This window comes from Amycolatopsis sp. FBCC-B4732 (genome assembly GCF_023008405.1).
In the GTDB taxonomy this organism is placed as follows: Bacteria; Actinomycetota; Actinomycetes; order Mycobacteriales; family Pseudonocardiaceae; genus Amycolatopsis; species Amycolatopsis pretoriensis_A.
Window position 1 is genome coordinate 4,611,284 of record NZ_CP095376.1, and the last position, 25,316, is coordinate 4,636,599.

The window sequence follows — 25,316 nt, forward strand, 5'->3', positions numbered from 1 at the left end:
GCAATGTCCACAATGGACGTCAGGCGCGGGGACACCGGGGTCGGAGAGGACAGCATGCTCCCGCACCGCGTGGTTCCGGACCGGAACCACGCGGTCACGCGGCGAACGGCAGCACTTCGCCGCCGAACGGTCACACCGGGTCAGGTTCGACCGATCAGCGGTACCCGCCCGCCTCACGCCACCGAAATGACGACCTTCCCGAGGTCCTGCCGGCTCCGGAACCGCTCGAAGGCCCCGTCCGCGTCGTCGAACGGGTGAACGCTGTCGACGACCGGCTCGAGCGGCCGGACGGCGAGCCACCGGAGGAGGTCCTCGGTGTCCTCGCGGCTGCCGACCCAGATCTTCCGCAGGGTCGCGCCGCTGCGGAAGAGGTCCATGAACCCGACCGGTGGCCCGTCGGCGCCGACGAACCCGACGAGTGCGATCTCGGCGTGGTGCGTCCCGGCTGCGACGAGCGACTGCGCGAACGTGCCCGGCCCGCCGACCTCGACGATCCGGTCCGCACCCCGGCCGCCGGTGGCGTCGAGGACCGCTTTGCCCCACTCCGGCGTCGCCCGGTAGTCGATGACGGTGTCGGCGCCCCATTCGGTCAGCTTGGCCGCCTTCTCCGCGCTCGACGTCGTCGCGACGACGTGCGCGCCGCGCTGCTTGGCCAGCTGCAGGGCGAACAGCGAGACGCCACCGGTGCCGAGGGTGAGCACGACGTCGCCCGGGCGCACGCCGGCGAGCGACGTCCACGCGGTGACCGCGGCGCACGGCAGCGTCGCGCCCTGTTCGAAGCCGAGCGAATCCGGGAGCGCGACGAGCGCGTGTTCCCCGACGGCGCGATACTCGGCGAGCCAGCCGTCCTGGCCGTTCCCGTAGCCGACCAGCGTGTCCGGCAGCCGGCCCGCGATCCAGTGCGAGTGGAAGCCGCCGATGACCCGATCTCCGGCCGCGAAGCGGGTGACGCCTTCGCCGACCGCGACGACCTCGCCCGCGGCGTCGGACAGCGGGATCAGGCCGCCCGGCCCGGTGCTGAAGTGGTCGCCGTCGAGGATCAGCAGGTCGCGGTAGTTCAGCGACGTCGCCCGGACGCGGACGAGCACTTCCCCGCGCTGCGGTTCGGGCATCGGCTCGTCGCGCTGAACCGGTTTTCCGGCCTCGGGACGGTAGACGCGCACCGGGAACCTCCTTCATGTTAACCAAATGACTAACATCGACCATGGCACAGCTACGCGCGCCCCGGCAACCAGGGATACTCGGGACATGGCCAGCCGCACCGCGACCCCGTTGGACCACCCGGCCCTCGACGACGTCCCGTTCGGCGCGGCCCTCGAAGCCCTCCGCGACCCGCACCGGCTGGCCATGGTCGCCGCCCTCGCCCGCGAACCCGGCCAGTCGTGCGGCGCGATCATGCCGCCGGTCAGCAAGCCCGCGGCGTCCCGGCACTTCAAGATCCTCCGCGCAGCGGGCCTGCTCAAGCAGTGGGACAGCGGCACCCAGCGACTGAACGCCCTGCGCCGCGAGGAGTTCGACGCCCGCTTCCCGGGCCTGCTCGACCTGGCCCTCGCCGAAGCCGCCCGCTGATCCGGGACCTTCCGCCCCAACCAGACATTTAGCGTTGCTAATAGATCTGAGTCAGAGCTAGTTTGGCGGTATGACCGCACTCGCCGACCGGCTGCTGGGCGCCGTCCAGGGGATCCGCCGCGTGGTGCGCCGCCGCGTGCGCGCCGAAGTTCCCGGCTCCCCGCTGCCCGGCGCGCAGGTCGAGGTCCTGCGCGTGGTCGCCGACCACCCCGGCATCGGCGTCGCCGCGGCCGCCCGCGAGCTGCACCTGGCGAACAACTCGGTCAGCACGCTGGTCAACCAGCTCGCCGACGCCGGGCTGCTACGCCGCGAACCCGACCCCGCCGACCGGCGCGCGGCCCGGCTGGAGATCACCGGCGCCGCGCGCGACCGGATGGCGTCGTGGCGGCGCGCCCGGACCGGGCTTGTCGCCGAAGCCCTCACCGCACTGTCCGAAGAGGACCGCGAAGCCATCGAGAACGCGCTGCCCGCCTTGGAAAAACTCATGGGCGTCCTGAAGGAGCAGCCATGACCGGACCCGCGGTGCGTTGCACCGGCCTGAGCCATTCGTTCGGCCCGACCCGCGCGGTGGACGGCGTCGACCTGGAGATCCGCGCGGGCGAGGTGTTCGGCCTGCTCGGCCCGAACGGCGCGGGCAAGACCACCACCCTCCGGATGATCACCACGCTGCTGCCGGCGGCGCCGGAGAAGATCACCGTCTTCGGCGTCGACGTCGCCCGCCGCCGGATGGCCGTGCGGCGGCTGATCGGCTACGTCCCGCAGCAGCTGTCCGCCGACGGCGCGCTGACCGGCCGCGAAAACGTCGCGCTGTTCGCCCGGCTCTTCGACGTCCCCCGCGCAGGGCGCTCGCAGCAGGTGCGGAACGCCCTGGAGCTGGTCGGGCTCGAGGCGGACGCCGACCGCACGGCCAAGACGTACTCCGGCGGCATGATCCGCCGCCTCGAGCTGGCCCAGGCCCTCGTCAGCTCCCCGCGGCTGCTCATCCTCGACGAACCGACGATCGGCCTCGACCCGGTCGCCCGCTCGTCGGTGTGGGAGCGGATCACGGAGATCCGCGCGGCGACCGGGATGACCGTGCTCGTCACGACCCACTACATGGACGAAGCCGAGCAGTACTGCGACCGCGTCGCACTGATGCACGCCGGCCGGATCCGCGCACTGGGCACCCCCGCCGAGCTGGAAGCGGGCCTCGGCCCGGAGTCCACTCTGGACGACGTGTTCCGCGCGGCGACCGGCGACCGCCTCGAAAGCGACGAAGGAGGGATCCGCGGTGTCCGTGCCACTCGCCGTACCGCCCGCCGTCTCGGCTGACCCGGGCCCGCTCGGCCGGCTGCGCGTGCTCGCCGCCCGCGTCGGCGCGATGTGCCTGGTGGAGCTGCAGAAGCTGCGCCGCGACCAGACCGAGCTGCTCACCCGCGCGATCCAGCCCGCGCTCTGGTTGCTGATCTTCGGGGAGACGTTCACCCGGCTGAAGGCGATCCCGACCGGCTCGACGCCGTACCTCGACTACCTGGCGCCGGGCATCCTCGCGCAGTCGGCGTTGTTCATCGCGATCTTCTACGGCATCCAGATCATCTGGGAGCGGGACGCGGGTGTGCTCGCCAAGTTGCTGGTGACCCCGACCCCGCGCGCGGCCCTCGTCGCCGGGAAGGCGTTCGCGGCGGGAGTCCGCGCGCTCGTGCAGGCGCTGATGGTGCTGGTGCTGGCCGCTATCCTCGGCGTCGGGCTGACCGTGAACCCGCTGAAGCTGCTCGCGATGGCCGTCGTCGTCGTGCTCGGGTCGGCGTTCTTCTGCTGCCTGTCCATCGTGATCGCCGGGATCGTGCTGTCCCGCGAACGGCTGATGGGCATCGGGCAGGCGATCACGATGCCGTTGTTCTTCGGCTCCAACGCCCTCTACCCGGTGGACCTGATGCCGTCGTGGTTGAAGGTGCTCAGCCACGTCAACCCGTTGAGCTACCAGGTGGACGCGCTGCGCGGCCTGCTGATCGGCACGCCCGCGCACCTGGGCCTCGACTTCGGCGTGCTGGCCGCGGCGACGGCGGTGGCGATTTCGGTCGCTTCGGCGCTGCTCGGCAGGTTGGCCCGGTGAGGCCCATCTCTCACCGAACGGAAGCTTCATTCCCGGATGGCTAATCTCGGTTCCGTGAATGGTCGCCCCAGCGTGTTCTCTTTGGTCGGATTGTGCGTTCTCGCCGGAATTCTGGTGGCGGGAACGGTGGCGCCCGCCGCCATCGGCGCGGGCCTGCTGTCGAATCAGGTGAGCGATTCGGTGGACACCATTTCCGCCCAGCTCGCGGCGGCCGATCCCCCGCTGACCACGACCGTGACCGATCGCGACGGCACCCCGATCGCGACGCTCTACGCGCAGTACCGACTCCCGGCCACCTCGGCCGGGATCGCGACGACCATGAAGGCCGCGATCATCGCGGTCGAGGACCGCCGCTTCTACTCCGAAGGCGGCGTCGACCTGCAGGGAACGCTGCGCGCGGCGCTGAACGACAGCACCGGCGGCGCGCTGCAGGGCGCGTCGACGATCTCGCAGCAGTTCGTCAAGAACTACCTGATCAACGTCGTCGACCGGACCGACCCGGTGGCCCAGCAGGCCGACCGCGAGGATTCGCTCGCCCGCAAGCTGCGGGAGGCGAAAATGGCCGTCCAGCTCAACGCGACGACGAGCAAGGACGACATCCTGGCGGATTACCTCGACGTGGTCGAATTCAGCGGAACCGTGTACGGCGTCGGCGCGGCGGCAAAAGCGTATTTCGGGACGACGGCGGACAAACTGACCGTGCCGCAGGCCGCCCTGCTCGCCGGAATGGTGAACAACCCCAGCGTCTACAACCCGTACACGCACGCCGGCAAGGCGCTGCAGCGCCGCAACCTCGTCATCGACGACATGGTCACCAACGGCTCGATCCCGGCGTCGTACGCGGCGACGGCGAAGGCGGCACCGCTCGGGCTGCTGCCGAACGGGCCCGTGACGCCGTCCGCCACCTGCATGGGCGCGGCGCCGGACGCGGGGTTCTTCTGCGCCTACGCGGAAAGCTACCTCGTGCACGCCGGCTTCACGGCGGACCAGCTGGCCACCGGCGGGTACACGGTCAAGACCACGCTCGACCCGCGCGTCTCGCAGGTGACGAAGGACGCCGTCGACGCGAACGTGCCGACGACCCAGGACGGCGTCGCGAACACCTTCGCCGTCGTCCAGCCGGGTTCGACCGGGCACCAGGTGCTCGCCATGGTCGCCAACCGCGACTACGGCACGGATCCGGCGCAGGGCGAGACGTCCACCGACATCGTCGCCGACGCGAGCAACGAGTTCGGCGCGGGCTCGTCGTTCAAGATCTTCACCTCGGCCGCGGCGCTCGTCACGGGCAAGGCGGGCCTGGAGACGCCCCTGCCGAACCCGGACAGCCAGTGCTTCCCGGTGCCGGACTCGCATGCGTCGTGCTACACCGTCCACAACGACGGCCACTACGCCGATCCGATCAGCCTCGCCGACGGGCTGGCGACGTCGCCGAACGTCGCGTTCGTCGGGCTGGAGAGCCAGGTCGGCATGCCGGCGGTGCTCGACATGGCGTACAAGCTGGGGCTGCGGAACACCCTCGCGACCAACGACGCCGGTGCCACGCCGAACCCCGCGTCGAGCAACCCGCAGTACAGCCAGCCGCAGTCGAAGTACTTCCAGAACCTGCTGTCGTTCACCCTCGGCAACAGCCCGGTGAGCCCGCTGGAGATGGCCAACGTCTCGGCGACGCTGATGAGTGGTGGCGTCTGGTGCCCGCCGGACCCGATCCTGTCGGTGACCGACCGGAACGGCAACGCCGTGCCGGTGGCGCGGCAGGCGTGCGAGCAGGTCATCCCGACGGGCGTCGCGAACACCCTGGAAGCGGGCCTGAGCAAGGACACGACCGAGGGCACGTCGGCCCAGGCCGCCCACGCGGCCGGCTGGACCCGCCCCGACATCGGCAAGACGGGCACGACCCAGCAGAGCGAATCGGTCGCGTTCGTGGGCGGCGTCGACGGCTACGCGGTTTCGTCCATGGTCTTCGCCGACGGCTCGCACCCGCGCGAGATCTGCCCCGGCACCCCGGTGCACCTGGGCGACTGCGGCCACGGCGCGTTCGGCGGCACGGTCGCCGCGCCGCCGTACTTCCACGCCATGAGCCAGCTGCTGGCCGGGGTGCCGGACCAGCCGATCCCCGGCCCGGACCCGGCGTACCTGCAGGCGCGGAACTAGCGCGGTTCGAGGAAGACGAGCGGGATCTCCCGCTCGGTCTTCGTCTGGTACTGCGCGTAGTTCTTGAAGTCACCGGCGATCTTCGGCCAGAGCTTCGCGCGCTCTTCGGCGTCGGCGATCCGCGCCCGCATCGGCCGCTTCGGCGCGCCCTTGAGCGACACCTCGACGTCCGGCCGGTCCCGCAGGTTGAGGAACCACGCGGGGTGCGTGTCGTCCCCGCCGCGCGAGGCGACGACGACGAGTACGTCCCCCTCCTGGTGCGGCGAGGTGAGCAGCACGGTCCGCGGCTGCCCGCTCTTGCGCCCGACCGTGGTGAGCTCGAGGACGGGCATGCCCGCCTGCCACCCCACCCGCCCGCCGGTGAGCTTGATCAGGCCGCGGTGCACGGCATTCATCGTCTTCAGGACGCGGTCGCTCGGCATGATCCCAATCTTGCCAGTTCCCCCAAACCGCCACGCCGCGGCACACCGGTGTGCGAGGCTGCGGCGAACACGGACCGAAAGAAGGAAGACCGATGCTGATCTGGGGCTGGCGGACACGGATCTACGTGCTGGCGATGACGACGTTCCTCTGCGGCCGCTGCGGCAACCCCGCCTCCCACGCGGTCCGCAAGGCGGTCACGAAGTTCACGCTGTTCTTCATCCCGCTCTTCCCGATCGGCGTCAAGTACAGCGCGCAGTGCACCTTCTGCGGCATCGAGAACCGCATCCCGAAGGAGGACGCGGTCCGCTTGCAGGCCCAGGAGGAGCAGCAGCCCCAGCCCCAGGCGGCGGCCGGCTACCCGCCCCACCCGTCCCAGCCGCAGCACCCGTCGCAGGGCTTCCCGACGCAGGACGCGGGTCAGCAGGGCTTCCAGTCCCCGCACCCGTCCCAGCCCCAGGGTTTCCCGGCCCCGCAGGGCTTCCAGCCCCCGCACCCGTCCCAGCCGCAGGGCTTCCCGCAGCCGGGCCGGCCGGGCCAGTTCCCCCAGCAGGGCCAGTAAGCCCTTACTCGATCGAGCAGAGCCCGGCACCCGTTCTCGGGGTGCCGGGCTCTGTTTGTCTCGCCGATCCCAGCCGAGCCGACCCGCGCACCGGCCGCCCAACCCCCGAACCCGGCCCCGGTCCGGCTTCGGCATCCGGCCCACCAGCTCGACTTCGTGACGCCGGGCAGCTCGCCGGGCCCGGCGCCACCCACCATCGCGGTGCCAGGGCCGTATCTCTCGCCCGTCCCAGCCGAGCCGACCCGCGCACCGGCCGCCCAACCCCCGAACCGAGCCGGGCGCCACCCACCATCGCGGCGCCGTACCTCTCGCCAATCCCAGCCGAAGCCAACCCGCGCACCAGCCGCCCAACCCCCGAACCGAGCCGGGCGCCACCCACCATCGCGACGCCGTACCTCTCGCCAATCCCAGCCGAGTCGACCCGCGCACCAGCCGCCCCACCCCGGGCCCGCACACCACCACACCGCCCGGCCCTCGAACCGGCCCCATCCACCGTTGCGGTGCCAGGCGCCGCCTCCTCACCGATCCCAAGCGCAGGCAACCCCGCGCCTCACCAGTCCCTCGTTAAGCCCCAACCGGCGCAAATCCGGCAGCCCGCCGAGCAACCCGCCCCGCCATCCCGGCAAACCGCGCGAACACGGCACCGAGCAGCACCACATCCACCGCCGCCCGCCGCCCGTAAACCCACTCCGGCCCACCAGCCAGCTCCCGCAACTCCCCCTCACCCGCGGCAGCCAACGCGACGACGTCACCGAGCCCGCCCCCGACCCCACCTCCGAGCAGCTCCCCCAGAACCCGGGCAGCCTCGGCCGCCTGCGCCCCCAACCGGGCCACCACGGGCCGCACCGGCGCCGGCACGACTCCCCGCGCCTCCGCGATCTCCCGCGCAAGTCCACCCATCCGAGTGACTTCGGCAGCGACGTGCACGGCGGCGAGAACCGCCTTCACCTCCTCCTCCCGCGGCGCGTGCAGGGCCAGCAGCGCCCCTGCCTGGTCCTCGCAAGCGGCCCCGAGCGCGGCCACCGCCGCGGCCTGTTCGCGGGCACGTCCGCCCAGCGTGTGGTCACTTTCGAGGGCCGCGCGCGTGGCCTCTTCGAGCGCGCTCGCGACGAGCGCGCACAGGTCCGCCAGCCGGTGGGCGAGCGTGACCAGTTCCTTCTGAAACGCCGTCGGCATGGCGGCAGGAAACCAGCCCGGCCGGGTTCCGGCACCTCGTCGCCCGGCCCGGAATTGTCGGTCCCCCGTGCTCTCCTCGACGGCGAGAGCGGTGCACCCCGCACCGGAGCGGAAGGAGAGTCCCATGGCGGGCGAAACGATGGTCACGGTGATCGGCAACCTGACGGCGGACCCGGAACTGCGGTTCACCCCGGCCGGCGCCGCGGTCGCGAACTTCACGATCGCGTCCACCCCCCGTCAGCTCGATCGCGAGTCCGGCGAATGGCGCGACGGCGACCCGATGTTCCTGCGCTGCAGCGTGTGGCGGCAGTACGCGGAAAACGCGGCGGAGTCCCTCCTGCGCGGGTCCCGCGTGATCGCGCACGGCCGGCTGAGACAGCGGTCGTACGACACCGCAGAGGGCGAGAAGCGCACGGTGACGGAACTCGACGTCGACGAACTCGGCCCCTGCCTGCGCTACGCCACGGCCAAGGTCACCAAGACCAGCCGCCCGACCGGTGTCGAAGGGAGCAGCAGCTGGACCCCGGAACCGGTGGCGGCGGCCGCGCCTCCGTTCTGACCCCATCCGTTCGCGCCCGGCACCCGAACACCCGTCGACGGGGTTTCGAGCCGTACTGGATCAACGGCGGTGACGATGGAGGAGCGCTCAGGCCGGACCGAACCCGGGTGTGCTGTCGAAATCCGCTCAGCCGGTTCGACGCACGGGTAGGACGAGGCCGAACCAGAGCGGGAGGGACCGAGATGAACGGGAACGAGAACGCCGGATCACCGGGAGCACGCCCCGAGCTCAACCACCGGATGCGCGCGATGCTGAGAGCCGTCGCCGCGGGCCGGGGCCTGGTCTCCTGCAGCAGCGAACCGGACCTCTTCATCGACGGCCTCTCGTGCGGCGACCAGTTCTCCGCCCACGCACTGGCCCACCAGGGCCTGGTCCGCCCCTCCCGCCCCGGCCGCCCCGGCGAGCTGGTCCCGGCGATCCTGACGACGGCGGGCCACGCCGTCCTGACCGAGAAGCACCGCCCGGCCGCCTGAGGGCGATCGGGTAGCTGTTTGACAACTCCACAAAGCAAAGTCCCGGCGTTCACCGGGGGACGCCCCGGCGAGCAACCGGCCACCGGCAGCCGCCTCGCGCACCCCGTCCCGGGCGGGCAGCGCCTCGGCCCGGCGCGCCCACCGCGACTACCGTGGCGGCCATGAGCAACACCGAGGCCACCCCGGCCGAGCTCGCGTGCGCCGACCGCCCGACGGCCACCGATCCCGACCGCCCCGCCGTCGAGATCCTCACCCCGCGCGAAGTCCCCCTCGGCGGCCCGCGCGCGATGCGTGTCCGGCGGACCCTCCCCCAGCGCTCCCGCTCGCTCATCGGAGCCTGGTGCTTCGCCGACCACTACGGCCCCGACGAAGTCGCCGCCCCCGGCGCGATGGACGTCGCCCCGCACCCGCACACCGGCCTCCAGACGGTGAGCTGGCTCTTCGACGGCGAGATCGAGCACCGCGACAGCCTCGGCACGCACGCGATGGTCCGCCCCGGCGAGCTCAACCTGATGACGGGCGGCAACGGGATCTGCCACTCGGAGGTCTCGACCGCGGCCACGAAAACCCTGCACGGTGTCCAGCTCTGGGTGGCGCTGCCGGAGCGGCACCGGCACACGGCCCGCGCGTTCGACCACTACGTGCCGTCGGTGAACCGGATCGAAGGCGCCGAGATCCGCGTGTTCCTCGGTTCGCTGGCCGGGCGCACGTCCCCGATCCCGACGTTCACCCCGCTGCTCGGCGCGGAGATCGTCCTCGGCCCGGACGCCCACATGTCCCTGGGCGTCGATCCCCGCTTCGAGCACGGCGTCCTCGTCGACGCCGGCGACGTCGAGGTGGCCGGCACCCGCGTCCGGGCGGCGGAGCTGGGTTACGTGGGCACCGGCGTCCGCACCTTGACGCTCAGCAACCGCGGGCCGGGCCCGGCCCGGTTCCTCCTGCTCGGCGGCACGCCGTTCGAGGAGGAAATCCTCATGTGGTGGAACTTCGTCGGCCGCACCCACGAGGAGATCGCGGCCTTCCGCGAAGCCTGGGAGGCGGAGTCCGACCAGTTCGGCAGCGTCACCGGCTACCCGGGCGAGCGGCTGCCCGCCCCGGCGCTGCCCGCGGTCCGCATCAAGCCGCGCCGCAACCCGGCGTCAGGCCAGGAAACCACCCACGGCTGAGCCGAACGCGGCCGCGTCGTCCAGCCACGGGTAGTGCGCGGCACCGGGCACCACCACCGCCCGGCCGTGTGGGAAGAGCGCGGCGAACTCGGCGGCGACGGCGGGGCTGACGATCCAGTCCAGTTCGCCGGCCAGCACCAGCACTTCGGCGGTGACACCGCCGAGCGCGGCCCGGGTCACCGGGGGCTCGAAGGCGCCGGGTGCGTTGTACGCCCGCGCGGCCGGACCGTTGCGCTGGCCGGGTTCGGTGGCCTGGTGCCGCCGGGCCGCGTCGTCCCAGCGGCCGTAGTACATCGGCGCGAAGGCGGCCCAGTCGGCACGGGTCGCCGTCCGGGCGGCGATGGCCTCGTAGGCGGCGGCCGCGGCCTCGAACCACGGCGCGCCGGCCCGCCGCGCCATGATCCGCCGCCGTTCGGACACCGGCAGCTCGAGACCGACGGCCCGCGGGCTCGGGGTGATCAGCGCGAGCCGGCGCAGGCGTTCCGGGTACCGCTCGGCGTACCGGACGGCCAGGCTCGCGCCGGCCGAGTGCCCGAGCAGGTCAAACCGGTCGAGGCCGAGGTGCTTGCGCAGCGCCTCGACGTCCTCGACCTGGCGGTCGCACCGGTAGGTGCCCGGGTCCACCGGCTCCGCGGAGTCCCCGGTGCCCCGCAGGTCCAGCACCGCCATCCGCCGGTGCGCGCCGAGCCCGCCAAGGTCCCCCAGGTAGGCCCCGGCCCGCATCGGGCCGCCGGGCAGGCAGACCACCGGCGGCTCGGCGCCGGAGCCGGCGAGGTGGACGGCGAGCCCGGTCCCGTCCGGCGCGGAGAAGATCGGCATGGCCAGACCCTGGCACCCGGCGCCGGCCGGGACAAGCGTCACCGGGTCCGGGCGAGGTAGGCCTCCAGCGTCGCGAGCCGGTGCTCGCGGGCGAACCGCTCGACCTCGTCCGGCGCGGCGCCGCCCTCGATCAGCGCGAGCAGGCGATCGTGCTCCTCGACGGACTCCGGCGCCCGCCCCGGCACGGAGGCGAAGGTGCTGTCGCGGACGGCGGCGAGCCGCGTCCAGCAGCGCTGCACCAGGTCGACCAGGTTCGGGTTCGGGCAGGCGCCGAACAGCACCTCGTGGAACTCGGCGTTCAGCGCGGTGAACGCCAGCGGGTCGAACTCGGCGAGGCTGCGGCGCATCCGGTCGTTGAGCGCGCGGGCCCGCACCAGCGCGTCCGGCGTGAGCAGCGGCGCGGCCAGTCCGGTGGCGGCGCCCTCGACGATCGCGACGGTCTGCATCGCGTACTGGTAGGCGACGGGGTCGATGGCGGTCACCCGGGCGCCGACGTTCCGTTCGAACTCGATCAGCTCCTCGGCCTCCAGCCGGCGCAGCGCCTCGCGCACGGGCACGGCGCTGACCTCGAGTTCGCGGCCGATCTGGTCCAGCACCAGCCGGTACCCCGGCCCGTAGCTGCCGTCCAGGATCCTGGCTTTGATCGTCTCGTAGGCCAGCTGGGACTTCGTGACCGGTCTTCCCGAGGACGCGCTGATCATGTAGGAAACAATATATGGTCTCCCCTGCGTCCCCGGCCCCGACCGCGGCCGACCTGATCGTCGACGGGCTGCGAGCCCACGGCGTGGACACCGTCTTCGGGCTGCCCGGCGTGCAGACCTACGACCTGTTCGACAGCCTCGCCCGCGCCGGCGGCGAGATCCGGGTGATCGGCGCCCGGCACGAGCAGACCGTGGCCTACATGGCGTTCGGGTACGCGCAGGCGACCGGCCGGACCGGCGTCTGCACCGTCGTGCCGGGTCCGGGTGTCCTCAACGCGTCGGCCGCGCTGCTCTCGGCGTACGGGGCGAGCGCGCCGGTGCTGTGCCTGACGAGCGAGATCCCGCGCGCGTACCTCGGCCGCGGACTGGGGCACCTGCACGAGATGCCCGACCAGCTGGCGACGCTGCGCACGATGACGAAGTGGTCGGCGCTGGCCGAGCACCCCTCCGCGGTCCCGGACGCGCTGGCGACCGCGTTCCGGGAGGCGGCGGGCGGGCGGCCGCGGCCGGTTTCGCTGGCGGTGCCGTGGGACGTGCTGGGGATGCGCGCCCCGGCGGAAGCCGCCGGCCCACTGCCGCTTCCCCGCCCGGTCGTCGACCCGGCCGCGGTGGAGCAGGCAGCGGAGCTGCTGGCCGGCGCGAAGCACCCGATGATCATGGTGGGCGGCGGCGCCCGGCACGCGGCCGCCGAAGTCCGGGCGCTGGCCGAGCGGCTGCAGGCACCGGTGGTCGCGTTCCGCGGCGGGCGCGGCATCGTGGGCGACGACCACCCGCTCGGCTTCACCTGCGCCGCCGGCTTCGAGCGGTGGGCCGAGACGGACGTCGTGGTCGGCATCGGGTCGCGGATGGAGCTGTCCTGGTTCCGCTGGCCGGGCAAGCCCGCCGGCCTGAAGACGATCCTGCTCGACATCGACCCGCGGCAGGCGACCCGGCTCGAAGCGGACGTCCCGGTCATCGCCGACGCGGCCGACGCGACGGCCGCCCTCACCGCGGCCGTCGGTCCACAACGGACGGACCGGACGGCGGAGTTCACCGCGCTGAAAGCCGCGGTGGCACAGCGCTTCACCGACGTCGGGCCGGAGCTGGAATACCTGCGGGCGATCCGCGACGTGCTGCCCCGCGACGGTTTCTTCGTCGAGGAGATCTGCCAGGTCGGCTTCGCGTCCTACTTCGGGTTCGAGGTCTACGCGCCGCGCACCTTCATCACGTGCGGCCACCAGGGCACGCTCGGCTTCGGCTACCCGACGGCACTGGGCGTGCAGGCGGCCTTCCCCGCCCGCCCGGTGGTGTCGGTGGCCGGCGACGGCGGCTTCATGTTCGCGGCGCAGGAGCTCTCGACCGCCGTCCAATACGGACTCAACGTGGTCGCGGTGGTGTTCGACAACGGCCACTACGGCAACGTCCACCTCGACCAGGAGCGCCTGTTCGAGGGCCGCGCACTGGGCGGGCAGCTGCGAAACCCGGACTTCGCCCGCCTCGCCGAGACGTTCGGCGCGCTCGGCCTGACCGCCCGCACCCCGGACGACCTGCGTGGCGCACTGGACAAGGCGTTCGCGTCGGGCCGCCCGGCCCTGGTGCACGTCCCGTGCGAACTGGGCGCCGGCGCCTCGCCGTGGAAGTACCTGATGCCGAAGTCCGACCGCAGCTAGCCGGCGGCGACGCGCTCCAGCGCGGCGAAGACCCGCTCGACGTCGGCCGGAGTGGTCCGCCAGTTGCTGAACGCGGCACGCAGCGCCGGGCGGCCGTCGTACACCGTCGGGGTGAGGAAGGTGGTCCCGTCCTCGGCGATGGCGCGGACGAGGGCGTCGACGCGGTCCTGGGTGCCGTCCCCGGCCGGGGCGAAGCAGACGACGTTGAGCCGCACCGGCGCGAGCAGGTGCCAGTGCGGCGAGCCGTCGACCCGCGCGCCGAGGTCGCGTGCCAGCGCGACGCAGCGCTCGACGATCTCGCGGTGCCCGTCGCGGCCGTAGGCCGTCAGCGAGAACCACGCCGGGAGGGCGCGCAGCCGCCGGGAGTTCTCCGGGGTGAGGTGCAGGAAGTCCGGCGTCTCGCCGATTTCGCCGAGGTAGGCGGCATTGTTGGCGAACACCCGCAGCTGCAGGTCGCGCCGCCGGGTGAACTGGACGGCCGAGTCGTAGGGCACGTTGAGCCACTTGTGCAGGTCGACGACGACCGAGTCGGCCAGCTCGAGCCCCGCGGTCAGCTCGGCGTGTTCCGGTACCAGCGAGGCGAACCCGCCGAACGCGGCGTCGACGTGCAGCCAGAAGTCGTGGCGCCGCTTGAGTTCGGCGATCGCACGCAGGTCGTCGAAGTCGACGGTGTTGACGGTCCCCGCGTTGGCGACGACGATGGCCGGCCCGTCAAGCGTCTCGAGCACTTCGGCGAGCTTCCCGACGTCGACGGCCTCACGTCCCGGGAGCACTGGCACCTCCCGCAGCGCCGAGCGCCCCATCCCGAGGAACGACAACGCCTTCAGCACACTCGAATGCGGCGCCCCGGACAGCACGGTCACCGGCCCGAGCGCGGCGGCACCGTCGTCGGAAACCGTCACCCCGGCCCGCTCCCCGAGCCACTCGCGGGCGATGGCCAGCCCGGTCACCGTCGACATGGTGGCCCCGGTGACGAACGCCCCGGAGAACTCGGGCCCCAGCGCGAAGAGTTCGGCCAGCCAGCCGACGGTCTCGCGCTCGAGGTCCTGGGCCGAGGAGTCCATCCCACTGGCGGGGTTCTGGTCGTGCGCCGAGGTCAGCCAGTCCCCGGCCAGCGCCGCGGGCGTCGCCCCACCGGTGACGAACCCGAGGTACCGGGGCCCCGCACTGGCGGCGAACCCGCCTTCCCACCGCCGCGAAAACTCCTCGAGCGCACCCCGCGCCCCCATCCCACCACCCGGCAGCGCCGCCGGCGTGACAACCCCGGGCGGGACGACCACCGCCCGCTCCCCCACCCCGGCCAGCGCACCGGCAGCGAGCTTGCTCGCGGCGTCAAGCAGATCGGGCAGCGCATCCAGGTCTTCGGCAAGCCTCGCGTACATCCCCCGACGCTAAGCGCCCCCGACCGCGGCTGTCGCGGGCCAATCCCGCGAAACTGGCCCGCCCACGCCCGACGCCGGCCCGCCGCGACACGCCCGGCATCGCCGCTTCGAAGGCTGCTTCCGCGACATAGGTCAAACTTGCCTCATGCGAACCACTCACGCCTTGGTGCAGCTCGCCGCTGCGCTGATGGCGGCGCCCGAAGACCGGCACTGGGGTTACCAGTTGTCGAAGGCTTCCGGCGTCCGGTCCGGTGCCATGTACCCCCGGCTCAGTTCGATGCTGGCGGAAGGCTGGCTCGAGGACGGCTGGGAAGACCGGCAGGAGGCCGGCGGCCGGCCTCCTCGGCGCTACTACACCCTCACCGAGAAGGGGAAAACCGAGCTGGGCGCCCTGCTGAGCTCGGCTGACCGGGACCAGCGGTTCCGCGGGATGAACCTGGGGTACGCGTGACCGACGACCTGCTCGCGCTCGTCACGGAGTGGGGCGTCGGCACGATGCTCACCGTCGCGACGCTCTTCGGCTTCTTCCCCAAATTCGTCGTGAACCTCATCGTGCTGGTGTACCCGCGAGACCACCCTCGCCGCCGCGAACTCCCGGCCGAACTGGACGCGGTTCCCGTTCGGGAGCGGCTGACCTGGGTGTTCGGGCAGTGCGCCACCGTCTTGTTCGACGGGGTGCCGGCTCGCATCGGCGACCTGCGTTCCCGAAACCACCCGGCCGCCGCCGAGCCCGATCCACCGGAGAGCGCCGGACCGGCCACGGCGAGCTTCCTCGCCCACGCCGCCGAAGTCACCATGGGAGCCGCCGTCTTCGGCCCCGAATCCGGCAGCTGGCCGGACGCACGGCTGACGACCACCCGGGTGTCCGGCGGCCGCTTCACCGGCGCCTACGTTTTCGAATCCGCCGACCGCATGCGCCCGCTCCTCGACGAAGCAGCTCGCCGGCGGAACAACCGCGACGCGATGGCCCTCGCGAAACAACTCGAGGCCTTCTACGCCGCCCGATGACCCCGGAGCCGGCGGACGCGGGCCTCGGCCGGGTCGAACGTCACCCTCCTCAACGGGCCCGCCAGCAGCAGCACCACCGCCATCGCCGACAGCGCCGCCAGCACCATCGCGGCCACGAACTGCGCCGCGCCGGACGTCGCCGTCCCGAGCACCGCGTAGCCGACCAGCACCAGTGCCAGCGGTGCGAACAGTCCGGACAGCACCGGCACCAGCGGGACCCGGTCACCGTCGGGGCGGCGGGCGGAGACCACCGCCGCCCCGGCGCAGGTGACCGCGGCGACCAGGAGGCAGCCGCCGACGGTGTCGCTCAACCGGTGCCAGCCCAGTGCCACGGCCGCGGCCGAGACCCAGGCGACCCCCACGCCGCCGGCCACCAGGGCGGGCAGGCGGAAGCGGCGGGGCAGGACGATCGCGAGCGCCACCAGCATGGCCATCGCCGCGCTGACGTGCCCGCTCGGGAAGCTGTTGTGGCTCGCGACGCCGAAGCGGTCGCCGGTGCTCGGGCGGTCCAGGACGTACAGCTTGAGCAGCTGCGCCACCACCAGCGGCGCCGCCAGCAGGACCAGCGCCGTGACGCCCAGCGCGAGCCGCCGTCGCAGCAGGGAGAGCACCACGATCAGCAGCGCGACGCCGCCGAGCACCACCACCTGGTCCGTCTGCCGGAGCGGGTCGGCCCACTCCACGGCGTGGCCCGCGGACTGGGCACTGCGGACGACGCCGTTCTCGACGCCGCGCCCGGCCTCGGTGCGGACGAAGAGCAGGTAGGCCGCGACGAAGGCGAGGGTGAACCCGGCCGCGCTCGCCGCGAGCACGGTCGTGCGGGACGCGGCCCGCGTCACGAGCGCGTGGCCTCCGGCGGGCGGGGTGACGGGACGGACCTCGGAACTGATCACTGCCATGTCCCCGAGTCTGCTTCCGGCGTTTCGAGATCCCGTCAGCGTGATGTCATGGTTTTGCTACAAGATCGGCCCGGGTCGCCACGACGTGCGGTTTTCCGAATAATGGCGCCGTGGCCGAGGTACTGGTGGTGGAAGACGACGCGGCGGTGCGGGAAGGACTGCAACTCGCCCTGCGCCGGCAGGGACACGTGGTGCGCACCGCGGAATCGGGCGAGCTCGGGATCGAGCTGCTCGTGCACCACCGGCCCGACATCGTGGTGCTCGACCTGATGCTGCCGGGCATGGACGGCTTCGAAACGTGCCGCCGGATGCGGGCCTCCGGGCCGGTCCCGATCATCATGCTCACCGCGCGCAGCGACGACTTCGACATCGTGGCCGGGCTCGAAGCCGGCGCGGACGACTACGTGGCCAAGCCGGTCGAGCCGCGGGTGCTGGACGCGCGGATCCGGGCGGTGCTGCGGCGGGCGGTCGCCGAGCGGCCGAGCGAGCCGTCCGAGCCCGAGGAACGCCACGGCGACCTCGTGATCGACCGGTCCTCGCTCGAGGTGACCAAGCGCGGCGCGGCGGTGTCGCTGACCCCGACCGAGCTGAAGCTGCTGCTGGAGCTTTCGCGCACGCCGGGTCAGGTCTACAGCCGCCGTCAGATCCTCTCCGCGGTGTGGGACCACGACTACCTCGGGGACTCGCGGCTGGTCGACGCGTGCGTGCAGCGGCTGCGCGCCAAGATCGAGGACGTGCCGGCGAAACCGGAGTACGTACAGACCGTCCGCGGGTTCGGCTACCGGTTCGGCCGGTCGTGAGCCGGGTCCGCTCGTGGCTCACCGGGCTGCGCTTCCGGCTGGTCGCCGCCTTCGCGGTGATCATGATCCTCGGCGCCACCGCCGCGGCCGGCGCCAGCTACGTCTCCGCGCGCACCGCCATCCTCGGCGGCATCCAGGACCAGACGATGCTGAAGCTGCGCGACCAGATCACCGCGTACCTGCCGACCGTGTCGCTGCCGCCGACGCAGGGCACGCTCGACGCCTTCGCGACGGCACTGAAGTCGAGCGGCGCCCTCGTCGTCTACCACGACCTGCACTCGACCTCGAGCATCGACTACGAGAGCGTGCCCGGCGAGCTGCGCGAGGCGGTCGCGCACAGCACGTACATCCAGTTCCAGCGCGTCGACCTCCACGGCTTCCCGTTCTTCTTCGTCGGGATCCCGGTGCAGACCGGGCAGAACGGCGGTGAGCCGAGCGGGCTCGAGGTCTACGCGATGGTTTCGCTCGGCCAGCAGCAGGAGGCGATCGACGACCTGGCCACCAAGGCGTGGACGTACTCCGTGCTGGCGCTGCCGGTCGCGGTGGCGGTGGCCTTGCTGGCGGCGAGGCAGGTGCTGCGGCCGGTGCGCGCGCTGAACACCGCGGCCAGCCAGCTGGGCCGGGGACGGCTGGACGTGCGGTTGCGCACCACGGGGTCCGACGAGCTGGCCCAGCTGGTCACCACGTTCAACAACACGGCGGCGGAGCTCCAGCGCACGGTCGGCACGCTGCAGGCGATGGAAGCGGACGCGCGCCGGTTCGTCGCCGACGTCTCGCACGAGCTGCGCACGCCGCTGGCCGCGATGAACGCGGTCACCGACGTCCTCGACGAGGACGCCGGCCAGCTGCCGGCGGACACCGCGGTCGCGGCGCGGCTGGTGTCGGCGGAGACCAAGCGGCTGACGCGGCTGGTGCAGGACCTGATCGAGATCTCGCGGTTCGACGCCGGGCGCGCCGAACTGCGGCGTGAACAGCTGGACGTCGCCTCGGCGGTCGCCGACAGCCTCGACGCGCGCGGCTGGGAAGCAGGCGAAGACCTCGTCGTCGACCTCCCGGTGGGCGTCACGGCTTCGCTCGACCGGCGGCGGCTCGACATCGTCGTGGCGAACCTGGTCGGCAACGCGGTGCGCCACGGCGCGCCGCCGGTGGAGGTGGCCCTGCGGGCCGAGCGCGGGGACGTCGTGCTGACCGTGACCGACCACGGTCCGGGCATCCCGGACGCGGTCCTGCCCGCGGTGTTCGACCGGTTCACCAAGGCCGACACCGCTCGCGCGCGGTCCGAGGGCAGCGGGCTCGGGCTGTCCATCGCGCGGGAGAACGCGCGGCTGCACGGCGGTGACATCACCGCGGCCAACACCGGTTCCGGCGCCCGATTCGAGCTGCGGCTGCCGCGGGAGGCGTGGTGAAGAAGCTCCTCGTCCTGGCGGTGCTGCTGCTGCTGGTGAGCGCGTGCGGGGTCAAGCCGACCCCGGTGATCGGCGCCGGCCCGGCGCCGACGTTGCGCAACCCGGTGGGCAGCGGGCGCGGCACCGAGGTGATCCTCTACTTCGTCCTCGACGGACGGCTCACCCCGGTGACGCGCCCGATCACCAGCACGGTGGGCCCCACCACGACGCTGTCGCTGCTGCTGGGCGGCCCGTCCTACGCCGAATCGGCCGACGGCTACGTGACGATGCTGCCGAGGGGCGGCGGGCAGGTCAGCCTGTCCCTCGAAGCACCCGCGACGATCACGGTGCCCTTCGCGGTGGAGCAGCTCAACCCGACCGCGGTCAGCCAGCTGGTCTGCACGACGTTCGCGGCGCTGGCCGCCGAGGGGCGATTCGTCCTGGCGAGCACCGTCGTCCTCGCCGGGACCGACACTAAGCTGCCGCCGCAGAGCTGCCAGGCGTTCTGACCCGGCCTCGGCTTCCTCATCCGGGGTAGGGGCGCGCCGCCCTCGCTTCGGTCAGCGACCGGGCCCACCACGCCAGCTGGTCCAGCATCGCTTTCGCCGCGACCCCCGCCGCTTCGTCCGTCGGTACCCCGTCCGGGCCGAAGCGGGCGTGGGCGCCGTGGAAGCTGACCGTCTCGCGGATCGTCACGGCGTGGAGCTCGGCGAAGACCGCGCGCAGGTGCTCGACCGCGCGCAGCCCGCCCGAAATCCCGCCGTAGGACACGAACGCGACCGGCTTGGCGCGCCATTCGTCGCGGTGCCAGTCGATCGCGTTCTTGAGTGAGGCCGGATAGCTGTGGTTGTACTCCGGGGTCACCACCACGAACGCGTCCGCCGCGGCGAGGCGCGAGGTCACCTTCCCGAGCTCCGCCACCACCGACGGTGACGGCGCCGACCCGAACGCGGGCATCGCCAGCGGCAGGTCGGGCTCGGCCAGGTCGACGACGTCGACGTCGAAGCCGCCGCTGGCCCCCGCGACGGTGGACAGCCAGTCCGCCACCACCGGGCCGAACCGTCCTTCCCGGACACTTCCCACGATCACCGCGACCTGCACGGGTGCTTCGGACACGCTTTCCTCCTTGCCACTGCGGCGTTGTCGCCGTCCGGGCCAGGATGGGACTTCAAGCTCGCTTGAAGTCAAGCGCGCGGCTGTGGTTGCATGACCGGCATGGTGAACGCGACGCTGCCCGAATTGACGGTCGGCGAACTTTCCCGGCGCAGCGGGGTACCCGCGTCGGCCTTGCGGTTCTACGAAGACGAAGGGCTGATCCGCAGCCGCCGGACCGCCGGGAACCAGCGGCGGTACTGCCGGGATGCCTTGCGGCGGGTGACGTTCATCCGGATGTCGCAGCGGGTGGGCATGCCGCTGTCCGCCATCCGGGAAGTGCTGGCGCTGCTGCCCGACGACCGCACGCCCACGCGCGCCGACTGGGCGCGGATCTCCCAGTGCTGGAAGGAAGACCTGAACGCGCGGATCCGCCAGATGGAACAGCTGCGCGACGACCTGAGCGACTGCATCGGCTGCGGCTGCATGTCACTGGCCAAGTGCCGGCTGGCCAACCCGGGCGACCGGCTCGGCGCCGACGGCCCGGGGCCGCAGCGCCTCGCCGATCACCGCGGGGACGGCTACGAAGATTGACGTTCGAGCACGCCTCGCAGGAACATCGCCTGGCCGGCGTGCTGGATGTCGTCGTCGAGGACGCTGATCAGGCGCACGCCCAGCGTGACCGGCGGGTCCCACGCCTCGTCGACGACCCGGTCGAGCGCCTCGGCGTCGAGGCCGGTCACGTACCGGATGGTCTGCTCGTGCACGGCGTCGTAGTAACCGGTGAGCAGGTCCGGCTTGTCGACGCGGACCGCCTCGACGTCGGCGGGGCGGTGACCGTAGCCGGTGTCGCCCGCCGGGAACGGGAGTCCGAAGCGCGACAGCCAGTCCTGGCCGGTCCACACCTGCTCCGTGCCCGCCACGTCGGCGACGTGGTCGTCCTGGACCCGGGTCAGGTGCCAGACCAGCCAGGCGATCGAGTTGGCCTCGTCGTCCAGCCGGGCCCCGAGCCGGTCGGCGGCGAGTCCTTCGACCGCCGCGTGCACCGTGCCCTGGACCCGGCTGAACCCGTCGACGAGCAGATCGGCCACGTTCATTCGGCTGCCTCCCGTTGCTGACGCCGTTTGCCGGCGGCTACCCGATCATGCCCGCCGGCAAACGGTTCCCGCTAGCGCGGCAGCAACTGGTCGAAGAACGAGCGGTAGCGCCGCAGCGCGATCCGCAGCTCCTCGGTGGCCGGCTCGCCCTGCTGCCACTGGCTTTCCAGCTCGCTCTTGTGCTCGGCGAACGTGGTGGCCAGCGCGCTGATCACGGCGGCGACGAGTTCGTCGGCCTGGTGGACGGCCTGCTTCGGGTCGTCGACGAAGCCGGTCTGGACGTTCTGCCAGCGGTCGCGGAAGCCGGTGACCTTCTCCTCGTCGATCAACGGCGGCGTCTCGACGTCCCCGCCCGATTCGGCGGGCTTGGGGTCCGAGGCCGGACCAGCTGTGTCGGAGCCGGCCGACGCCGAAGCCAGGTCGGCGGTGCTCAGGCTGTGGTCCTGGCCGGTGCCCGGCTCGCGGAAGTCGGCGTGCTCCCGGTCGGAGGCGTCGTCGCGGGACAAGTCGTCGCGGGACAGTTCGTCACCGGACAGTTCGTCACCGGACAGTTCGTCGTGGGACGTGCCGTCGTGCGCGAGGTCCTCGCGGCCGAGGTCGTCGTCCCGGTCGGTGCTGTGCCGCGTCAGGTGCTCGGTCATGGTCAGCGTCCTCCGTTCCACTCGGTCCGCGGCTGCGCGGACGCTTGGTGCTCGTGCTGGTCGGTGTCACGACGGCCGTCGCGGTCGCGATCGGCGTCGTCGTCGCGGTCGTGCTGGTGACCGTTCCGGCGGTCGTGGTGGTCACGGTCGTGGTCACGGCCGTGGTCGTGGTCGTGGCGCTCGTCGTCGGCGCCGTCGGTCAGCAGGTCCTCGAAGACGGTCCGGTAGCGGACCATCGCGTCGCGCAGGTCCTCTGTGGACGCTCCGTCACGCTTCTGCTGCGTGGTGTGCGCGGCCCGGTAGTGCTCCAGGGTCTTGGCGTGGCGCACGGAAAGATCGGAGACCTGCTGCTCGTACCCCTCGGTCGGGTAGCCGCGTTCGGCCATCAGCGCGACGAGAAGCCGGTCCGCCTCGGTGACCGCCGCGGACGGCTGGTCGACGAACTTTTCCTGCACCTGCGCCCATTCCCGGGCGTAGCGCTCCCGTGCCGTGGCCGACAGCGGGCGGATGTCGAGCTCCTTGTGCCGGCGTTCCCGCTCGGCGAGTTCGCGTTGTGCGGCCCGCGGGTTGTCGCTCTCCTCCACGGCGCGGTCGTACTCCGGACCGAACCGCTGCTGCAGCCGTTTTCGCTGCATCTCTTGTGTCACAAGCCAGATCACGGCGCCGAGCACGGCAAGGGCCACGACGACGATCACGACGATCAGCCAGGTGGGCATCGAACAACTCCTTCGCGAATGTCGCCCCCGATGGGACCCGTGTGCCCGGAACCCGGCTGCCGAAAACCATTGTCACGCGCGATTCGGCCGACCGGCGGCGCCAATGCCGCCGGATGCCGCGATAACGCCGATAACAACCGGGCACTAGCGTCGCTACCCACCTCGTGGTATCGTCGATAACAGTGAGACGGAACCAGTGTTACCGATCAGGAAGAGGACAGCGATGAGCACCACCGAACCCCGCGTCGCGATCGTCACCGGCGGCTCCCGCGGCATCGGCCGCCAGGTCGCCGAGCGGCTGGCCGCCGACGGCATGGCCGTCGTCGTCAACTACGCCGGCAACGAGAAGGAGGCGCGGGCCGCCGTCGACGCCATCACCGGCCGCGGCGGGCAGGCCATCGCCGTCCGGGCCGACGTCGCCGAGCCCGCCCAGGTCGCGGAGCTGTTCGACACCGCGGAACGCACCTACGGCGGCGTCGACGTCGTCGCGCACCTGGCCGGGGTGATGACCGCGCCGACGCCGATCGCGGACACCGACTTCGAGGTCCTCGACCGGGTGCACCGCACCAACATCCGCGGCACGTTCGCGGTGGCCCAGCAGGCCGCGAAGCGGGTGCGCGACGGCGGCGCCGTGATCACCACCTCGACGTCCGTGCTCGGCCTGAACCTGCCCGGTTACGGCATCTACAACGCGACCAAGGGCGCGGTCGAGGCGATCACCATGATCCTGGCCCGCGAGCTGCGCGGGCGCGACATCACCGTCAACACCGTGGCGCCGGGCCCGACCGCGACCGCGCTGTTCCTCGACGGCAAGGACGAGGAGACGGTCGAGCGGATGGCCAAGCAGCCGCCGCTGGAGCGGCTCGGCCAGCCCGAAGACATCGCCGAGGTCGTCGCGTTCCTCGCCGGCCCGGCCCGCTGGGTCAACGGCCAGGTGCTGCGCGCCAACGGCGGCATCGTCTGAGCACCCCTCCCCCTCCGAACGCGAAGGAAAGCCCATGATCATCGTCGTCACCGGCGCCTCCAGCGGGATCGGCGCCCTCTCCGCCCGGGCGCTGGCCCGCGCCGGGCACACCGTCCACGCGGGCATGCGCGACACCGGCGGCCGCAACGCGCCCCAGGCCGAAGCCGCCGCCGCTTACTCCCGGGAGCACGGCGTCGACCTGCGCACCGTCGAGCTCGACGTGGCCGGCCAGGAGTCGGCGGACGCGGCCATCGCGTCGATCGTCGCCGAGCACGGCCGGCTGGACGTGGTCGTGCACAACGCCGGGCACATGGCGCTCGGCCCGGCCGAGGCGTTCACGCCGGAGCAGCTCGCCGAGCTCTACGACACCAACGCGATCGGCACCCAGCGCGTCAACCGCGCGGCCCTGCCCCACCTGCGCGCGCAGCGGGACGGGCTCCTGGTGTGGGTGTCGAGCAGCAGCGTCCGCGGCGGCACCCCGCCCTACCTCGCGCCGTACTTCGCGGCGAAGGCGGCGATGGACAGCCTCGCGGTCAGCTACGCGGGCGAGCTCGCCCGCTTCGGCATCGACACCACGATCGTGGTGCCGGGCGCGTTCACCGCGGGCACCAACCACTTCCCGCACGCGGGCCACCCGGCCGACGCGGCCGTCGAAGCGGCCTACGAAGAGCGCTACGCCGGCCTGAGCGAGCACGTCGGCCGCAAGCTGGCCGAGATCACCCCGGCCGACGCGGACGTGGCGAAGGTGGCCGAGGAGCTGGCGCGCGTGGTGGACCTGCCGAAGGGAAAGCGGCCGTTCCGGGTCCACATCGACCCGGCCGACGACGGCGGTTGGCTGGTCGCGGAGGTCGGCGACCGCATCCGCCAGGAGTTCCTGCGGCGGATCGACCTCGCCGACCTGCTCAGCCCGTCCCCCGCGTGACCCGGCCGCGGCTCGACCTCGGCGGCCCGCTCGCCTGAGCCGGGCAGGCGGCGCCATCGCCGGCCCGCTCGCCCGGACCGGGCGCGGATCGACCTCACCGCCCCGGTCAGGCCATCGCCCGCGTGTACCGGATGCGGCGCGACCTCGGCAGCCCAGCTCGCCCGGACCTCGGCAGCCCACAGCCCACCCGCCCGGACTCCGCGAAGCAACCTCGCCGCCGGCTTGCCACACCGGGGCGCGGAGCAACCTCGCCGCCCGCTCGCCTGCACTGGGGCGCGAACCGACCTCATCAGCCCGGCCGCCCGAACCGGGGTCCGGACCGACCGCACCAGCCGGCTCGCCCGAACTCCGGGGTGCGGAGCAACCTCGCCGCCCGAACCGGGTCCGGACCGACCGCACCAGCCCGGCCGCCTGAACCGGGGCGCGAAGCGACCCCACCAGCGCGCCCGCCCGACCCAGGGTGCGGAGCAACCTCGCCGCCCGAACCGGTTCCGGACCGACCGCACCAGCCCCGCCCGAACCGGGTCCGGAGCGACCGCACCAGCCCGGCCGCCCGAACCCGGGATGCGAACCGACCTCGCCGACCCGCTCAGCTCGGCCGCGTGAAGCGGGTGACGATCACGTGGTCCTTCGCCGGCCCGCGGACCGCCCACTCCTGCCGCCAGCGCCGCTCGTCGAGCACCTCGTAACTCCCGCGGTACAGGTCGGCGCGGCAGGGGTGGTCGGTCACCCAATGTCCCGCACGCAGGTCGAGCTCGTGGAAAAACCCGCCGTGGTCGAAGTGGACGTCGGCCCGGCCGGGCGCGGTGGGCCGGTAGTGCAGGGTGCGCGTGACCGGACCGGTGTAGGTCCCGAGGCGCAGCTCGCCCACCTCGCGGTAGACGAGGTCGCCGTCTTCCTCGGTGAACGTGGCGGTCCCGGTCACCTCCCCCGCCGGCTCTCCCCCGGCGGTGAGGATTTCGCGGTCCAGCCGCCACGGGCCGGCGAAATGCGCGGTGAGATCGGGAACCGGCCAGTACTCCACGCGCCCAGTCTGCCACCCCGCGGCGGGCCGGGCCGAAACTGTCGGACCC

At 72.6% G+C, this 25,316-nt stretch carries 30 protein-coding genes; 18 read left to right on the forward strand and 12 right to left on the reverse strand.

Going from position 1 to position 25,316, the window contains the following annotated elements:
* Positions 1 to 173: 173 nt before the first annotated feature.
* Positions 174 to 1,163, reverse strand: coding sequence for an NAD(P)-dependent alcohol dehydrogenase (locus tag MUY14_RS20195; protein ID WP_247024595.1), 990 nt, complete (start codon positions 1,161 to 1,163; stop codon positions 174 to 176).
* Positions 1,164 to 1,248: 85 nt separating this feature from the next.
* On the opposite strand from MUY14_RS20195, the gene MUY14_RS20200 reads away from it, so the two are divergent.
* The 5 genes from MUY14_RS20200 to MUY14_RS20220 all read left to right on the forward strand — a co-directional run bounded on the left by MUY14_RS20200 (position 1,249) and on the right by MUY14_RS20220 (position 5,812).
* Positions 1,249 to 1,569, forward strand: a complete 321-nt coding sequence (locus tag MUY14_RS20200) for a helix-turn-helix transcriptional regulator (protein WP_247024597.1) — start codon at positions 1,249 to 1,251, stop codon at positions 1,567 to 1,569.
* Between the two features lie 70 nt (positions 1,570 to 1,639).
* Positions 1,640 to 2,080: a MarR family winged helix-turn-helix transcriptional regulator gene (locus MUY14_RS20205; RefSeq protein WP_247024599.1), complete on the forward strand. Its 441-nt coding sequence runs from the start codon at positions 1,640 to 1,642 to the stop codon at positions 2,078 to 2,080.
* Positions 2,077 to 2,880, forward strand: a complete 804-nt coding sequence (locus MUY14_RS20210) for an ABC transporter ATP-binding protein (protein WP_247024601.1) — start codon at positions 2,077 to 2,079, stop codon at positions 2,878 to 2,880. Before MUY14_RS20205 ends, MUY14_RS20210 begins: the two co-directional genes overlap by 4 nt.
* Positions 2,840 to 3,661 carry an ABC transporter permease gene (locus tag MUY14_RS20215; RefSeq protein WP_247024603.1) on the forward strand — a complete coding sequence of 274 codons (822 nt, stop codon included), beginning with the start codon at positions 2,840 to 2,842 and terminating at the stop codon, positions 3,659 to 3,661. Before MUY14_RS20210 ends, MUY14_RS20215 begins: the two co-directional genes overlap by 41 nt.
* A 36-nt stretch (positions 3,662 to 3,697) precedes the next feature.
* Entirely contained in the window at positions 3,698 to 5,812 is a 2,115-nt protein-coding gene (locus tag MUY14_RS20220) for a transglycosylase domain-containing protein (protein WP_247024605.1), read from the forward strand.
* On the opposite strand, the gene MUY14_RS20225 is transcribed toward MUY14_RS20220, so the two are convergent.
* Positions 5,809 to 6,234: a nitroreductase/quinone reductase family protein gene (locus tag MUY14_RS20225; protein WP_247024607.1), complete on the reverse strand. Its 426-nt coding sequence runs from the start codon at positions 6,232 to 6,234 to the stop codon at positions 5,809 to 5,811. The genes MUY14_RS20220 and MUY14_RS20225 overlap by 4 nt on opposite strands.
* A gap of 92 nt (positions 6,235 to 6,326) precedes the next feature.
* Between MUY14_RS20225 and MUY14_RS20230 the strand changes: the two genes are divergently transcribed.
* Positions 6,327 to 6,794, forward strand: coding sequence for a zinc-ribbon domain-containing protein (locus MUY14_RS20230; RefSeq protein WP_247024609.1), 468 nt, complete (start codon positions 6,327 to 6,329; stop codon positions 6,792 to 6,794).
* Between the two features lie 564 nt (positions 6,795 to 7,358).
* Here the strand turns inward: MUY14_RS20230 and MUY14_RS20235 are convergent.
* Complete coding sequence (locus MUY14_RS20235) at positions 7,359 to 7,970, reverse strand: PhoU domain-containing protein (protein WP_247024611.1); 612 nt, start codon at positions 7,968 to 7,970, stop codon at positions 7,359 to 7,361.
* 124 nt (positions 7,971 to 8,094) lie between these two features.
* On the opposite strand from MUY14_RS20235, the gene MUY14_RS20240 reads away from it, so the two are divergent.
* The 3 genes from MUY14_RS20240 to MUY14_RS20250 all read left to right on the forward strand — a co-directional run bounded on the left by MUY14_RS20240 (position 8,095) and on the right by MUY14_RS20250 (position 10,168).
* Complete coding sequence (locus MUY14_RS20240) at positions 8,095 to 8,529, forward strand: single-stranded DNA-binding protein (RefSeq protein ID WP_247024613.1); 435 nt, start codon at positions 8,095 to 8,097, stop codon at positions 8,527 to 8,529.
* Between the two features lie 182 nt (positions 8,530 to 8,711).
* Entirely contained in the window at positions 8,712 to 9,002 is a 291-nt protein-coding gene (locus tag MUY14_RS20245; protein WP_247024615.1) for a hypothetical protein, read from the forward strand.
* Between the two features lie 161 nt (positions 9,003 to 9,163).
* The gene (locus tag MUY14_RS20250) at positions 9,164 to 10,168 is read left to right on the forward strand and encodes a pirin family protein (RefSeq protein WP_247024616.1); all 1,005 of its coding nucleotides are present in this window, start codon (positions 9,164 to 9,166) and stop codon (positions 10,166 to 10,168) included.
* Here the strand turns inward: MUY14_RS20250 and MUY14_RS20255 are convergent.
* A complete protein-coding gene (locus MUY14_RS20255) occupies positions 10,142 to 10,987 on the reverse strand; it encodes an alpha/beta fold hydrolase (protein WP_247024618.1) in 846 nt (281 codons plus the stop codon). The two genes, MUY14_RS20250 and MUY14_RS20255, sit on opposite strands and share 27 nt — an antisense overlap.
* A 38-nt stretch (positions 10,988 to 11,025) precedes the next feature.
* Positions 11,026 to 11,688, reverse strand: a complete 663-nt coding sequence (locus MUY14_RS20260; protein WP_247024620.1) for a GntR family transcriptional regulator — start codon at positions 11,686 to 11,688, stop codon at positions 11,026 to 11,028.
* 14 nt (positions 11,689 to 11,702) lie between these two features.
* On the opposite strand from MUY14_RS20260, the gene MUY14_RS20265 reads away from it, so the two are divergent.
* The gene (locus MUY14_RS20265) at positions 11,703 to 13,337 is read left to right on the forward strand and encodes a thiamine pyrophosphate-dependent enzyme (protein ID WP_247024621.1); all 1,635 of its coding nucleotides are present in this window, start codon (positions 11,703 to 11,705) and stop codon (positions 13,335 to 13,337) included.
* Here MUY14_RS20265 and MUY14_RS20270 read toward each other — a convergent pair.
* On the reverse strand, positions 13,334 to 14,719 hold the full coding sequence (locus MUY14_RS20270) for a pyridoxal-dependent decarboxylase (RefSeq protein ID WP_247024623.1): 1,386 nt from the start codon (positions 14,717 to 14,719) through the stop codon (positions 13,334 to 13,336). The two genes, MUY14_RS20265 and MUY14_RS20270, sit on opposite strands and share 4 nt — an antisense overlap.
* Positions 14,720 to 14,864: 145 nt before the next feature.
* Between MUY14_RS20270 and MUY14_RS20275 the strand changes: the two genes are divergently transcribed.
* A complete protein-coding gene (locus tag MUY14_RS20275) occupies positions 14,865 to 15,170 on the forward strand; it encodes a PadR family transcriptional regulator (RefSeq protein WP_247024624.1) in 306 nt (101 codons plus the stop codon).
* Entirely contained in the window at positions 15,167 to 15,727 is a 561-nt protein-coding gene (locus tag MUY14_RS20280) for a hypothetical protein (protein ID WP_247024626.1), read from the forward strand. Before MUY14_RS20275 ends, MUY14_RS20280 begins: the two co-directional genes overlap by 4 nt.
* Here the strand turns inward: MUY14_RS20280 and MUY14_RS20285 are convergent.
* Positions 15,712 to 16,626: a phosphatase PAP2 family protein gene (locus tag MUY14_RS20285; protein WP_247024628.1), complete on the reverse strand. Its 915-nt coding sequence runs from the start codon at positions 16,624 to 16,626 to the stop codon at positions 15,712 to 15,714. The two genes, MUY14_RS20280 and MUY14_RS20285, sit on opposite strands and share 16 nt — an antisense overlap.
* A 110-nt stretch (positions 16,627 to 16,736) precedes the next feature.
* Between MUY14_RS20285 and MUY14_RS20290 the strand changes: the two genes are divergently transcribed.
* The 3 genes from MUY14_RS20290 (at position 16,737) to MUY14_RS20300 (ending at position 19,320) form a co-directional block, all read left to right on the forward strand.
* Complete coding sequence (locus MUY14_RS20290) at positions 16,737 to 17,426, forward strand: response regulator transcription factor (RefSeq protein WP_247024630.1); 690 nt, start codon at positions 16,737 to 16,739, stop codon at positions 17,424 to 17,426.
* A gap of 62 nt (positions 17,427 to 17,488) precedes the next feature.
* The gene (locus MUY14_RS20295) at positions 17,489 to 18,832 is read left to right on the forward strand and encodes a HAMP domain-containing sensor histidine kinase (RefSeq protein ID WP_247025183.1); all 1,344 of its coding nucleotides are present in this window, start codon (positions 17,489 to 17,491) and stop codon (positions 18,830 to 18,832) included.
* On the forward strand, positions 18,829 to 19,320 hold the full coding sequence (locus MUY14_RS20300; protein ID WP_247024632.1) for a hypothetical protein: 492 nt from the start codon (positions 18,829 to 18,831) through the stop codon (positions 19,318 to 19,320). Before MUY14_RS20295 ends, MUY14_RS20300 begins: the two co-directional genes overlap by 4 nt.
* Positions 19,321 to 19,336: 16 nt before the next feature.
* Here MUY14_RS20300 and MUY14_RS20305 read toward each other — a convergent pair whose 3' ends face one another.
* Positions 19,337 to 19,927 carry an NADPH-dependent FMN reductase gene (locus tag MUY14_RS20305; protein ID WP_247024634.1) on the reverse strand — a complete coding sequence of 197 codons (591 nt, stop codon included), beginning with the start codon at positions 19,925 to 19,927 and terminating at the stop codon, positions 19,337 to 19,339.
* Positions 19,928 to 20,017: 90 nt separating this feature from the next.
* Here MUY14_RS20305 and soxR point away from each other — a divergent pair, with 90 nt between their 5' ends.
* Entirely contained in the window at positions 20,018 to 20,497 is a 480-nt protein-coding gene (gene soxR, locus MUY14_RS20310; RefSeq protein ID WP_247024636.1) for a redox-sensitive transcriptional activator SoxR, read from the forward strand.
* Here the strand turns inward: soxR and MUY14_RS20315 are convergent.
* The 3 genes from MUY14_RS20315 to MUY14_RS20325 form a co-directional block, all read right to left on the reverse strand.
* On the reverse strand, positions 20,485 to 21,000 hold the full coding sequence (locus MUY14_RS20315; protein ID WP_247024638.1) for a mycothiol transferase: 516 nt from the start codon (positions 20,998 to 21,000) through the stop codon (positions 20,485 to 20,487). The two genes, soxR and MUY14_RS20315, sit on opposite strands and share 13 nt — an antisense overlap.
* A gap of 71 nt (positions 21,001 to 21,071) precedes the next feature.
* A complete protein-coding gene (locus tag MUY14_RS20320) occupies positions 21,072 to 21,641 on the reverse strand; it encodes a hypothetical protein (protein WP_247024640.1) in 570 nt (189 codons plus the stop codon).
* Between the two features lie 2 nt (positions 21,642 to 21,643).
* Positions 21,644 to 22,357, reverse strand: coding sequence for a hypothetical protein (locus MUY14_RS20325; RefSeq protein WP_247024642.1), 714 nt, complete (start codon positions 22,355 to 22,357; stop codon positions 21,644 to 21,646).
* 223 nt (positions 22,358 to 22,580) lie between these two features.
* On the opposite strand from MUY14_RS20325, the gene MUY14_RS20330 reads away from it, so the two are divergent.
* On the forward strand, positions 22,581 to 23,321 hold the full coding sequence (locus MUY14_RS20330; RefSeq protein ID WP_247024643.1) for an SDR family oxidoreductase: 741 nt from the start codon (positions 22,581 to 22,583) through the stop codon (positions 23,319 to 23,321).
* A 34-nt stretch (positions 23,322 to 23,355) separates the two neighbouring features.
* Positions 23,356 to 24,243, forward strand: a complete 888-nt coding sequence (locus MUY14_RS20335; protein ID WP_247024645.1) for an SDR family oxidoreductase — start codon at positions 23,356 to 23,358, stop codon at positions 24,241 to 24,243.
* A gap of 589 nt (positions 24,244 to 24,832) precedes the next feature.
* Here the strand turns inward: MUY14_RS20335 and MUY14_RS20340 are convergent.
* Complete coding sequence (locus MUY14_RS20340; protein ID WP_247024647.1) at positions 24,833 to 25,267, reverse strand: DUF6314 family protein; 435 nt, start codon at positions 25,265 to 25,267, stop codon at positions 24,833 to 24,835.
* Positions 25,268 to 25,316 lie beyond the last annotated feature (49 nt).

What these genes read in the sequence shown, in the direction of transcription:
- MUY14_RS20200 (WP_247024597.1), top strand. Translation starts at nt 1,249, where the DNA reads ATGGCCAGCCGCACCGCGACCCCGTTGGACCACCCGGCCCTCGACGAC.
- MUY14_RS20205 (WP_247024599.1), top strand. Translation starts at nt 1,640, where the DNA reads ATGACCGCACTCGCCGACCGGCTGCTGGGCGCCGTCCAGGGGATCCGC.
- MUY14_RS20210 (WP_247024601.1), top strand. Translation starts at nt 2,077, where the DNA reads ATGACCGGACCCGCGGTGCGTTGCACCGGCCTGAGCCATTCGTTCGGC.
- MUY14_RS20220 (WP_247024605.1), top strand. Translation starts at nt 3,698, where the DNA reads ATGGCTAATCTCGGTTCCGTGAATGGTCGCCCCAGCGTGTTCTCTTTG.
- MUY14_RS20225 (WP_247024607.1), bottom strand. Translation starts at nt 6,234, where the DNA reads ATGCCGAGCGACCGCGTCCTGAAGACGATGAATGCCGTGCACCGCGGC.
- MUY14_RS20230 (WP_247024609.1), top strand. Translation starts at nt 6,327, where the DNA reads ATGCTGATCTGGGGCTGGCGGACACGGATCTACGTGCTGGCGATGACG.
- MUY14_RS20235 (WP_247024611.1), bottom strand. Translation starts at nt 7,970, where the DNA reads ATGCCGACGGCGTTTCAGAAGGAACTGGTCACGCTCGCCCACCGGCTG.
- MUY14_RS20240 (WP_247024613.1), top strand. Translation starts at nt 8,095, where the DNA reads ATGGCGGGCGAAACGATGGTCACGGTGATCGGCAACCTGACGGCGGAC.
- MUY14_RS20245 (WP_247024615.1), top strand. Translation starts at nt 8,712, where the DNA reads ATGAACGGGAACGAGAACGCCGGATCACCGGGAGCACGCCCCGAGCTC.
- MUY14_RS20250 (WP_247024616.1), top strand. Translation starts at nt 9,164, where the DNA reads ATGAGCAACACCGAGGCCACCCCGGCCGAGCTCGCGTGCGCCGACCGC.
- MUY14_RS20255 (WP_247024618.1), bottom strand. Translation starts at nt 10,987, where the DNA reads ATGCCGATCTTCTCCGCGCCGGACGGGACCGGGCTCGCCGTCCACCTC.
- MUY14_RS20260 (WP_247024620.1), bottom strand. Translation starts at nt 11,688, where the DNA reads ATGATCAGCGCGTCCTCGGGAAGACCGGTCACGAAGTCCCAGCTGGCC.
- MUY14_RS20265 (WP_247024621.1), top strand. Translation starts at nt 11,703, where the DNA reads ATGGTCTCCCCTGCGTCCCCGGCCCCGACCGCGGCCGACCTGATCGTC.
- MUY14_RS20270 (WP_247024623.1), bottom strand. Translation starts at nt 14,719, where the DNA reads ATGTACGCGAGGCTTGCCGAAGACCTGGATGCGCTGCCCGATCTGCTT.
- MUY14_RS20275 (WP_247024624.1), top strand. Translation starts at nt 14,865, where the DNA reads ATGCGAACCACTCACGCCTTGGTGCAGCTCGCCGCTGCGCTGATGGCG.
- MUY14_RS20285 (WP_247024628.1), bottom strand. Translation starts at nt 16,626, where the DNA reads ATGGCAGTGATCAGTTCCGAGGTCCGTCCCGTCACCCCGCCCGCCGGA.
- MUY14_RS20295 (WP_247025183.1), top strand. Translation starts at nt 17,489, where the DNA reads ATGATCCTCGGCGCCACCGCCGCGGCCGGCGCCAGCTACGTCTCCGCG.
- soxR (WP_247024636.1), top strand. Translation starts at nt 20,018, where the DNA reads ATGACCGGCATGGTGAACGCGACGCTGCCCGAATTGACGGTCGGCGAA.
- MUY14_RS20315 (WP_247024638.1), bottom strand. Translation starts at nt 21,000, where the DNA reads ATGAACGTGGCCGATCTGCTCGTCGACGGGTTCAGCCGGGTCCAGGGC.
- MUY14_RS20320 (WP_247024640.1), bottom strand. Translation starts at nt 21,641, where the DNA reads ATGACCGAGCACCTGACGCGGCACAGCACCGACCGGGACGACGACCTC.
- MUY14_RS20325 (WP_247024642.1), bottom strand. Translation starts at nt 22,357, where the DNA reads ATGCCCACCTGGCTGATCGTCGTGATCGTCGTCGTGGCCCTTGCCGTG.
- MUY14_RS20330 (WP_247024643.1), top strand. Translation starts at nt 22,581, where the DNA reads ATGAGCACCACCGAACCCCGCGTCGCGATCGTCACCGGCGGCTCCCGC.
- MUY14_RS20335 (WP_247024645.1), top strand. Translation starts at nt 23,356, where the DNA reads ATGATCATCGTCGTCACCGGCGCCTCCAGCGGGATCGGCGCCCTCTCC.